Origin of the sequence: Streptomyces endophyticus (assembly GCF_035798155.1) — a bacterium.
GTDB lineage: Bacteria > Actinomycetota > Actinomycetes > Streptomycetales > Streptomycetaceae > Streptomyces > Streptomyces endophyticus.
On the sequence record NZ_JAOZYC010000082.1, the window covers coordinates 135032 to 145206 of the forward strand.

The following is a 10175-nucleotide window of genomic DNA, read 5'->3' on the forward strand; positions in this document are numbered from 1 at the left end:
CGCGGTTCTCAGTGCTGGTAGCCGTACACGCCGCGCGACTGGTCGCGCACGAGGCGGCCGTGCTCCAGCTCGATGACGCGCTTGCGCATCTGGTCCACGATGTTCTGGTCGTGGGTGGCCATGATCACGGTGGTGCCCGTCCGGTTGATCCGGTCGAGCAGCTTCATGATGCCGACCGAGGTCTGCGGGTCGAGGTTGCCGGTCGGCTCGTCCGCGATCAGCAGCTTGGGCCGGTTGACGAAGGCTCGCGCGATGGCCACGCGCTGCTGCTCACCGCCGGAGAGCTCGCCGGGCATGCGGTCGTCCTTGCCGCCGAGGCCGACGAGGTCGAGGACCTGCGGCACGGACTTGCGGATCTCACCGCGGGACTTGCCGATGACCTCCTGGGCGAAGGCGACGTTCTCACCGACCGTCTTGTTGGGCAGGAGCCGGAAGTCCTGGAAGACCGTGCCGAGCTGGCGGCGGATCTGCGGGACCTTCCAGTTGGATACGCGTGCGAGGTCCTTGCCCAGGACGTGCACCTGGCCGTGGCTCGCCCGCTCCTCGCGCAGCACGAGGCGCAGGAACGTCGACTTGCCGGAGCCGGACGAGCCGACCAGGAAGACGAACTCACCACGCTCGACCTCGAGGGAGACATCCCTGAGGGCGGGCCGGGTCTGCTTGGGATAGACCTTGGAGACGTTGTCGAATCTGATCACGGGTGCACCACGGGTAGCCGGAGGTAGGTGTGCGTGACCATACGCGAAGCGGCGCACGGAGCGCAGGCGCCGTCCCTCGTTGAGCGTTTTGTCCCGCTGTGTTGCCGCGTTCGGCGCCGGAATTGTCCGCCCCGTACCTGGTCAGGGGCGGTACTTCCAGGGGGACGCGCCGAAATTCCGGGAAGCTGGCACAGTGGTAGGGGGAACGGTTGCGTTTCCCGGAGCGTTGAGCGGAGAGAACCCAGGGGTGCCCGGTGGCAAGCTCCGCCGCGCGGGAGGAGGAGAAGCGCATGACCTACGACCGATTGGTGTGCGCGAACTGCGCGTCCCCCGTGAGCGAGGGCCGCTGCCCGGTGTGCCGGGCGAATCGCGAGCGGCTTCAGCAGCAGAACCCGTTGGCCGCGCTCAGCCCCATGGCGCTGGTCGCCCTGGTAGCGGTGCTCGTGGCGGCGATGGCGCTCCTCGCGCATCAGACGGTGTAGCCGCCGCACACAGACATGCGAAAGGGCCCGGAGCCGATCGGCTCCGGGCCCTTTGCGTGTGCGTAGTGCTACGCGGCGGCGCCGCCGCGGTTGTTCGCGAGGCGCGGCAGGAGTCGGAAGCCGACACCGCCCGCGATCATCGTGGCCGCACCGATCACCAGGAACGTGGTGCCGGAGGAACCGGTCTCGGCGAGCTCGCCGCTCGGCTTGGCGGTGTCGGAGGCGCCGGTCTGCTCGGTGGGAGCGGAACCGGTGTCCTGCAGGCTGTCCTTGCCCTGGCCCTGCTCGACGGGGCTGTTGTTGCCGTCGGGGTTGGTGTTGTCGCCACCGCCGGTGGACGAGCCACCGGTGCTGGAGCCGCCACCCGTGGAGTCGTCGCCACCGGTCGAGGAGCCACCGGTGGAGGACGAACCGCCGGTGGAGGAGCCACCGGTGGAGTCGTCGCCGCCGGTGCCGCCACCATTGCCGTTGCCACCCGAGTTGCCGTTGCCGCCGGTGGAGTCGTCGCCGCCGGTGGAGGAGCCACCGGTGGAGTCGTCGCCACCGGTGCCGCCGCCATTGCCGTTGCCCTCGGTGATACCGGCGACGCCACCGTTGGTGTTGCCCTCGGTCACACCGGCGACGCCACCGTTGGTGTTGCCCTCGGTGACACCGGCAATGCCGCTGCCCGGGTCCTCGTCCTCGGGCGGGTCCTCGTCCTCAGCCTTGGTGGGCCAGCAAATAAGGCCGAGCGGGCCGCAGGTCTCGCCGCTCTTCTCGTCGACGGTGGCGGCGGATGCCGCACCCGCGGCGGTCAGCGAGGCGCCGGCCGCAATCACCGCACCGGCCGCTATGCGCGCAACGCGGATCCGCGTCTTCTTGGTCATCTGTCTGCTACCCCCAGTAGCCAATCGTCAGTGGAGCAGCGCCAGGGACCGCGTTCAACCGGAGGCAGCAGAGGCCTCGTTCACCCCTCCCCCGTTCACACGCGTCCCACTAATACGCATGCCGCGCACAACCCTTTCCACTTTTAGGATCAACGTCAAGGGCGTTGCGCACGCTATGTCCACACTTGTGGGGAGTTGACCGCCTTACGAACATGTGACTGTGACGTAAATGCCAGGCCAGTCTTCACAAGTGCGGCACATTTGAATCGGGTACGGGGCAAAACGAAAGGCAACTACCGCTCATCGAACGGCAGTTGCCCTCTTGTTCGTTGAATCCCGGAGTTACTTCTCCTGCTGCTTGCGCCAGCGAATTCCGGCCTCGATGAAGCCGTCGATCTCGCCATCGAGAACGGCCTGCGGGTTGCCGACCTCGAACTCGGTACGCAGGTCCTTGACCATCTGGTAGGGGTGCAGGACGTACGAACGCATCTGGTTGCCCCAGGAGCTGCCGCCGTCGCCCTTGAGGGCGTCCATCTTGGCGCGCTCCTCCTGGCGCTGGCGCTCGAGGAGCTTGGCCTGCAGCACGTTCATGGCCGTGGCCTTGTTCTGGATCTGCGAGCGCTCGTTCTGGCAGGAGACCACGATGCCGGTGGGGAGGTGCGTCAGGCGGACCGCGGAGTCCGTCGTGTTCACGCCCTGGCCGCCGGGGCCCGAGGAGCGGTAGACGTCGATGCGCAGGTCCGACTCGTCGATCTCGACGTGGTCGGTCTGCTCGACGACAGGGAGCACCTCGACGCCCGCGAAGGACGTCTGGCGGCGGCCCTGGTTGTCGAACGGCGAGATGCGCACCAGGCGGTGCGTGCCCTGCTCGACGGAGAGCGTCCCGTAGGCGTACGGGACCTGGACGGCGAAGGTGGTCGACTTGATGCCGGCCTCTTCCGCGTACGAGGTCTCGTAGACGTCGGTCTTGTAGCCGTGGCGCTCGGCCCAGCGCAGGTACATGCGCTGCAGCTGCTCGGCGAAGTCCGCGGCGTCGACGCCGCCGGCCTCCGCACGGATGTTGACCAGTGCCTCGCGGGAGTCGTACTCACCGGACAGGAGGGTGCGGACCTCCATCTCGTCCAGCGCCTTCCTCACGCCCTTGAGTTCGGACTCGGCCTCGGCACGGGTGTCCGGGTCGTCCTCTTCCTCGGCCATCTCGAACAGCACACTGAGGTCGTCGAGACGATTGCGCAGCGCCTCGGCCTTGCGGACCTCCGCCTGGAGGTGGCTCAGCTTGCTGGTGATCTTCTGCGCCGCCTCCGGGTCGTCCCACAGGGACGGCGCGGCCGCCTGCTCCTCGAGCACGGCGATATCTGCCCTCAGCTTGTCGAGGTCCAGGACGGCCTCGATCGACTCCATGGTCGAGGAGAGGGACTTCAGCTCTTCGGATACATCGACGACTGCCACAGGACCAGCCTAACGGCTGGTGCAAGTGATCCGCCCCGACCGTCCCCGGTGCCCGGTCTAGGGCTGCGCGGGCGCGGAATTGTTGCTGTCCGCGGGGGGCGCCTCGTTGGAGCCGGAGTCCCCTGAGGACGCAGCCGCCCAGACGCCGCCGCCGACCGCGGCCACCAGGACGAGCCCGGCCACCGAGAACGTGATCCGTCTGCGGCGCGCGGAGTGCCGGTTGCGGGCCGAGCCGGGCCGGGGCGAGCCGTGGGCGCGGGGCGCGCGGGCCGTGCCGCGGGCGCCGCCGGCCAGTTCGTCCGGTGCCGGGACCCTCATCGACGTATGGGTGTCGCGGTTGGAGTCCTTGGGCGCGGAGCCGGGGATCAGGGAGACGGCGCCGCGGCGGGGCCGCTCCGGGGGGTCCTCCGGCGTATCGGCCCGCGCCTCCGGTTCGTCGGGGGCCTGCTCCGTCTCCGGCTCGTCCACGTCGAGCGGGGGCAGGCCCGTGAGCATCGGTTCCAGTTCGCGCAGGCGCGCGGCCAGCTCGGAGGCCCGCAGGCGGGAGGCCGGGGCCTTGGCGAGGCACTGGATGAGCAGCTGCCACAGCTCGTCGGGGATGCCGGGGAGCGGGACCACCGTCTCCGTGACGTGCCGGCGCAGGATGGCCCCGGGGTGGCCGCCCCCGAACGGCGTGAATCCGGCGAGGAGTTCGTACAGGACCGTCGCGAGCGCGTAGATGTCGACGGCCGCGCGCGCGGGCAGGCCCTCGATGACCTCGGGGGCGAGGTAGTCGGGCGTTCCAATGATCTTCGTCGCGCGAGTGCGGCGCGGGGTGTCGATCAGCTTGGCGATGCCGAAGTCGGTGAGCAGCGCGGGGTGGGAGCCGCCGGGGCCGAGCTCGCCCTGCATGTCCAGGAGGACGTTCTCCGGCTTGACGTCGCGGTGCACGATCCCCGCGGCGTGCGCGGCGGCGAGGCCCTCGGCGATGTCCGCGACGACGGCGACCGCGGCATCGGGCGGCATCCGGCGCTCGCGGTCGAGCCGCGTGCGCAGGTCCGTACCGCGTACGAGGTCCATGACGAGCGCGAGGTCGTTGCCGTCGACCACCAGGTCGCGCACGCCCACCACGCGCGCGTGGTCGAGGCTCAGCAGGGCGGTGCGCTCCTGGACGAAGCGGCCGACCAGTTCCTGGTCCGCGGCGAGGTCCTCGCGCAGCAGTTTGATGGCGACCGGACCCTCGGGTCCCTCACCCAGCCACACCGTGCCCGCACTGCCGCGCCCCAGGATCTGGTGTGCGGTGTACCGGCTGCCGATCTTCCGTGCCAAGGCTGCTCCTACAGACGCGTGTTGGCGCCCAAGCTACGCGGCTCGGACGCCAACCTGCGCATCAGAGGGGGAATTCACCCGCTGGGTGTCGACAAATCTCCAACGTCACCCGCTAGTTGCCGGTCTTGCTCCCCAGATCACCGATCCAGCCGGACACCGTGGAGAACCAGTCGGAGAGCTGGTCCCAGTAGCCCTTGCCCGTGCCGATCCAGTCCTGGAGCGGGGTGAACTCCCAGACCAGCCAGCTCACCACGAAGAGCATCACGATCATGAACAGGCAGCCCTTGAGGCAGCCGAGGCCCGGGATCCTCATCCGGTTGGGGCTGCGGCGGCGCGGCTCCGGTGCCGGGCGCGGGGCCTGGCGGGGCGGCGGCTGCTGCGGCGGGTAGTGCTGGGGCTGTTGCTGCTGCTGCTGCTGCCGCGGCGCGTACTGCTGCGGCTGTTGCTGTTGTTGCTGCGGGTGCGCGACCTGGCGCTGCGGGCGGCGGCGCAGCGGGTCCTCGTTCGGGTCGAGGTACTGGACCTGCGTCTGCTCGTTGCGGTCGCGGGCCGCGCGCAGTTGGTCGCCCCAGGCGTCGGGCATCTGCTGCGGCGGGCCCTGCGGCATCGGCGGCAGCACGGCCGTCGGATCAGCCGCGTCGGCGTTCTGGTCGCCGCCCTGCTGCTGCATGATGCTGGTGGCCGCGTTCGGGTCGTACCCGGACGCCGCCGCGGCGCCGGCCGCCGCTCCCGCCGCCCCCGCGAAGCCCGCGGCCGCCGCGTTGTTCGGCAGCACCTGCGTCGGGTCCGCGTCCGAGGTGCCGGGGGTGCCCGGGACCTGGGCCGGAGCGGGGTCCGGCATCAGGAGCGCGCCGACGCCCTCGGCCGCGGCGATCTGCGCGCTGTTCGCGTGCACGCCGATGCCCTCGGCGACGGTGCGCAGGCCGCGCGCGAGGTTCTCCGCGCTGGGCCGTTCGTCCGGGTTCTTGCGCAGGCAGCGCTCGATGACCGTCCACAGCGGGTCCGGGACCGTCGAGGGACGGCGCGGCTCGGCGCTGAGGTGCTGGTGCAGGACTTCGAGCGCCGAGCCGCCGGAGAACGGCGGCCGGCCCGTGACCAGCTCGTACAGCAGGATGCCCGCGCCGTAGATGTCGACGGCGCTGGTCTGCGGGCGGCCCTCGGCGGACTCGGGCGCCACGTAGGCGGGCGTGCCGACGAACTCGTGGGTACGGGTCAGGCCCGGGGAGTCGGCGAGGCGGGCGATGCCGAAGTCGGTGAGCATCGGGTACAACTCACCGCCGTCCTGCTTCAGTAGGACGTTGGCCGGCTTGAGGTCGCGGTGCACGACCCCGTCCGCGTGCGACGCGGCGAGCGCGTCGGCGATCTGGGCCGTCATGAGCGCGGCGCCGACCGGCGAGAACGGGCCGTTCTCGCGCAGGTAGCGGTGCAGGTCCGGGCCCTCGACGAGGTCCATCACGAGGGCGAGCAGCTCCCCCTCGACGACCAGGTCGCGGGTGCGCACGATGTTCGGGTGGGTGAGCCGCAGCAGGACGGAGCGCTCCCTGAGGAAGCGCATCACCACGTCCGCGTCGTTGGCGAGCTCTTCCTTGAGGACCTTGATCGCGACGGTCTCGCCGGGCTGTCCGGCGACGGCCGCCTCCGCGCCCGCCGTCTCGCGCTGGCGGGCTCGCCAGACGGTGCCCGTGGCGCCGCGTCCGAGCGGCTCCTCGAGCAGGTACTTGCTGCCTACCGGCCGCACGTCATGCGCTCCCTGCATCGGTACTTGCTTGGGTCACCTGGTTCCGGGTGTTCCGACCCACTCTAGTGGCGGATCCTCCGGTACCGACTGTCGATCTTCTGTGGCTTTCGGCTCGGTCCCGCGCCGAATCGCTCCACTCGTGTACGGCCCCGGACCTACCCGTGTTCGACGGAAAGACGCACGGCTGGGGCCGTTGGTTGCCGAGGGACGACGTGACCGATCTCAAGCAGGCAACGAGCAGGCACTTTTACGGGCAGAGCCGACCAATCAAGATCACTTACGGGTGGCTGGCGGGCGTGTTGTCAGCGGCAAGTGCAAGGATGCCTCCAGCACTGGCTGACGTGCCCGTGGCGGTGGGGGGAATCTGCGGTGGGGGACCGCGGGGCAGCCCCTCTGTTTCCGGGCGCCCGCGCAGAAGGGACCGCAGGCGGCGATGCAGATCCGGCTTACCGTCGTAGACCCCCTGGGCACGCGCCCCGACATGCTCGCACGTGGTGACGACGCACTTGCGCGCGGTGTCGACGTGCTGCTCACGGCTCCCGTCGGCACGGCACTCGCCGCGGTCACCTCCGGCCTGGCCACGGCCGTCGCCGGCGGCGACGCGGGTTCCACGACCTTGTACGCGGGCACGCAGCGGCTCGACGCACAGCGCTGCGTCATAGGCGAGCCCCCGCTGATCGACGGCGCGGTGATCGCGCTCGGCGCCCCCGTCGACCCGGGCCCCGAGCCGGACGACGCGGCGGCCCAGCTCCATGTGGTGGCGGGTCCCGACGCGGGCGGCGTCCACCTGCTGCACGGCGGGCAGATCCGCGTCGGCCGCTCCGCCGACGCGGACGTCTCCCTCGACGACCCGGACGTGTCCCGACTGCACTGCGCGGTGACGCTCGGCGCCGACGGCCGGATCTCCGTGGAGGACCTGCAGTCGACGAACGGGACGTCGGTGGACGGCCGCCCCCTCGGTTCCCGCCCCGTCCGCCTGTCCCCCGGTTCGCTGGTGCGCCTCGGCGAATCGGCGCTGCGGGTCTCCGTCGCGGGCGACGCCGCCCGCCCCAGGCCGCTGCGGACGGCGCCGGACGGGGAGGGACACGTACGGGTGCTGTTCGCCGAGAAGCCGGTGGAAGCGCCCGCGCAGACCCCTGCCACGGACCCCGACCAGGAGACCCGGCACGCGTACGGGGACTCCGCCTGGGGCGCGGCCAGTGACGCCGCTCATGAGGGCTCGTGGCCACTCGTGCCCGAGCCGGAGTCGGCCGAAGAGGCGGACGGCGCGCGCGTGGGCACGCCCGCGCGCGGCACCTCGCTGCCGCCCGCCCCACGCAAGCGGGGCGGGCTCTCCCGGCTGCTGCGGCGCGGCAAACGCGACGAGCGCGACGGCTTCGACATGGAGGACCAGCAGCACGAGATCCACGAGCCGCACGTGCTGCGCACCCCACAGCGTTCCGAACCCGTCGCCGACCCCGCCACGCGCGCTGAGGCACCCGCGCGCGAGGAGGAGCCCCGGTCCGTCGCCGGAGCCGCCGAGACCTGGCCCGACGCCGCCGCGCTGCTGCTCACCGCGCTCGGTCCCGGGCCGCGACTGTGGGAGCGCGGCCCCGGCCACGCGGAGGCGCTCGCGGTGCGGCTCGGCAGCGTGGACCGGCCGGGCCCCGGCGGGGTGGGACTGCTGCCCGCGGTGCCGGTCACCGTGGGCCTCGCCGAAGCCGGAGCCCTGGGGCTCGCGGGGCCGCGCGCGCGGCTCGCGGGTCTGGCGCGCTGCGCCGTCGCCCAGCTCACGACGTTGCACGCGCCGGAGAGCCTGGAACTCGTACTGATCGCGACCGACCGGGCGCGCTCCCTGGAGGAGCGGGTCGCCGACTGGTCCTGGCTCGGCTGGCTGCCCCAGGTGCGGCCCGCCCACGGCCAGGACTGCCGGCTGCTGCTCGCGTACGACCGGGAGCAGGCCGCGGCCCGGACGAACGAACTGCTGCGCCGCCTCGACGACCACGCGGCGGGGCTCAGGCCCTCGGCGCAGGCGCCGGACGAGCCCGTCGCCGCCACGGTCGTCGTGATCGACGGCGACCCCGGAAGCGCCTCGCTGCGGGAGGCCACGGTGCGGCTCGCCGCCGAAGGGGCAGCGGCCGGGATCCACGTCGTATGTCTGGCCGAGGCGCCCGCCGCCTCGCCCGCCTCACCGGCCACACAGAGCTACGAGGAGGCCTGCGCGCAGAGCCCGGCGTTCCGCGCGTGCGGGGCGGTGGCGCTGCTCAGCGGAGATGTGGCGACGACGCTGCGGTTGCACCGGGCGGCGCAGGGGCAGCTCGTCGGGCACGGCACGGTCGGCACGGCCGACGCGGTGTCGCTCGCCTGGGCGGAGCGGTTCGCGCGGGCGCTCGCCCCGTTGCGCACGGACGCGGTGGGCGGTTCCGGCGACCGGCCGGGCTCGCGCGTGTCGGCGCCGCTGCCGCAAACCTCCCGCCTTCTGGACGAGTTGGGGCTCGCCCGTGCCACCCCGGCGTCCCTCATGGCGCGTTGGGCGGCGGCCGGGGACGATCCGGACTCGCTCGGCGGGCGGGTGTGGGCGGTGCTCGGGGCCGGTCCGCGCGGCCCGTTGACCGTGGACCTGGCCGCCGAAGGGCCGCATCTGCTGGTCGAGGGGCCCGCGGGCAGCGGCCGTACGGAGCTGCTGCGTTCGGTCGCCGCGTCGCTCGCCGCGGCGGAGCGTCCCGACCGGCTCGGGATGGTGCTGGTCGACGGGACGTCTGGCGGGGAGCGCGCGGAGGGGCTGCGGGTCTGCACGGACCTGCCGCACGTCACGACGCATCTGGCGGCCAACGACCCCGTACGGATGCGGGAGTTCGCCCAGGCGCTGAGCACCGAGCTGAAGCGGCGGGCCGAGCTCATAGGGCGTACGCACTTCTCGGAGTGGCACGCGCAGGGGGGCGTGTCGGGGCGGGTCGTGTCCCAGCGCGGCGCGCCGTCCTCCGAGAGCGCCGGGGATGTGGACGTGCCGCCGAGTTCGACGATGCGGCTCCGTCCCGGGGCCACGCGGGAGCGGGCGGAGGCCGGGCCTCCGCTGCCGCGGCTCGTGGTGGTCGTGGACGACCTGGACGCGCTGCTCTCGCCGCCGCTCGGTTCGCCGGGGCGGCCGGCCGCCGGGTCGGTCGTACGGGCGCTCGAAGCCGTGGTGCGGGACGGGGAGCGGCTCGGGGTGCACCTCGTCGCGGCGTTCGCCTCCGGCGGGGCCGGGGGGTGGGCTGCCCGGCCGCTGGTCGTGCTCGACCCGCCGGGGACCGGGAGCGAGGACCCGGCGCCGGGGCGCGGGGTGCTGCACGGAGCGGACGGGCGTGACGTGGAGGTGCAGGCGGGGCGGGTGACCGGGCGCATCCCCCGGACCGCGACGCAGCGGCCGACCGTGGTGGCGCTGGAGTGGGCCCGCATGGGCGACCCTCCGGACCGCCGCCCGGTCCGCGAACTGGGCAACGGGCCGACGGACCTGGCCCTCCTGGCCAGCGCCCTGGAGCGCGCGGCCCGCTCCGTGTCAGCCACCGAGGTCCCCTCGCTCCTGTAGGCCTCCTCAAGCCCCATACATCAATCTTCCGCGAGATCTCCTGCTCCGAGATCTCCAGGCGGCGCGTCACGAGACCCCACAGGTACT

At 72.5% G+C, this 10175-nt stretch carries 7 protein-coding genes; 2 read left to right on the top strand and 5 right to left on the bottom strand.

The window, feature by feature from the left end:
* Positions 1-8: 8 nt before the first annotated feature.
* The gene (gene ftsE / locus OKJ99_RS10765; RefSeq protein WP_326015669.1) at positions 9-698 is read right to left on the bottom strand and encodes a cell division ATP-binding protein FtsE; all 690 of its coding nucleotides are present in this window, start codon (positions 696-698) and stop codon (positions 9-11) included.
* Positions 699-988: 290 nt separating this feature from the next.
* Between ftsE and OKJ99_RS10770 the strand changes: the two genes are divergently transcribed.
* Positions 989-1180, top strand: coding sequence for a hypothetical protein (locus OKJ99_RS10770; protein WP_326015670.1), 192 nt, complete (start codon positions 989-991; stop codon positions 1178-1180).
* A 68-nt stretch (positions 1181-1248) separates the two neighbouring features.
* Here the strand turns inward: OKJ99_RS10770 and OKJ99_RS10775 are convergent, their stop codons facing one another.
* The 4 genes from OKJ99_RS10775 to OKJ99_RS10790 form a co-directional block, all read right to left on the bottom strand.
* Positions 1249-2046: a hypothetical protein gene (locus tag OKJ99_RS10775; RefSeq protein ID WP_326015672.1), complete on the bottom strand. Its 798-nt coding sequence runs from the start codon at positions 2044-2046 to the stop codon at positions 1249-1251.
* A gap of 342 nt (positions 2047-2388) precedes the next feature.
* Entirely contained in the window at positions 2389-3495 is a 1107-nt protein-coding gene (gene prfB / locus OKJ99_RS10780; RefSeq protein WP_326015673.1) for a peptide chain release factor 2, read from the bottom strand.
* Between the two features lie 57 nt (positions 3496-3552).
* Positions 3553-4803 (bottom strand): serine/threonine-protein kinase, encoded by a 1251-nt coding sequence (locus tag OKJ99_RS10785; protein WP_326015675.1) that lies wholly within the window; start codon positions 4801-4803, stop codon positions 3553-3555.
* Positions 4804-4915: 112 nt separating this feature from the next.
* Positions 4916-6541, bottom strand: a complete 1626-nt coding sequence (locus tag OKJ99_RS10790; RefSeq protein WP_326015676.1) for a serine/threonine-protein kinase — start codon at positions 6539-6541, stop codon at positions 4916-4918.
* 433 nt (positions 6542-6974) lie between these two features.
* Here OKJ99_RS10790 and OKJ99_RS10795 point away from each other — a divergent pair, with 433 nt between their 5' ends.
* Positions 6975-10088 carry an FHA domain-containing protein gene (locus OKJ99_RS10795; protein ID WP_407700668.1) on the top strand — a complete coding sequence of 1038 codons (3114 nt, stop codon included), beginning with the start codon at positions 6975-6977 and terminating at the stop codon, positions 10086-10088.
* Positions 10089-10175: the final 87 nt, after the last annotated feature.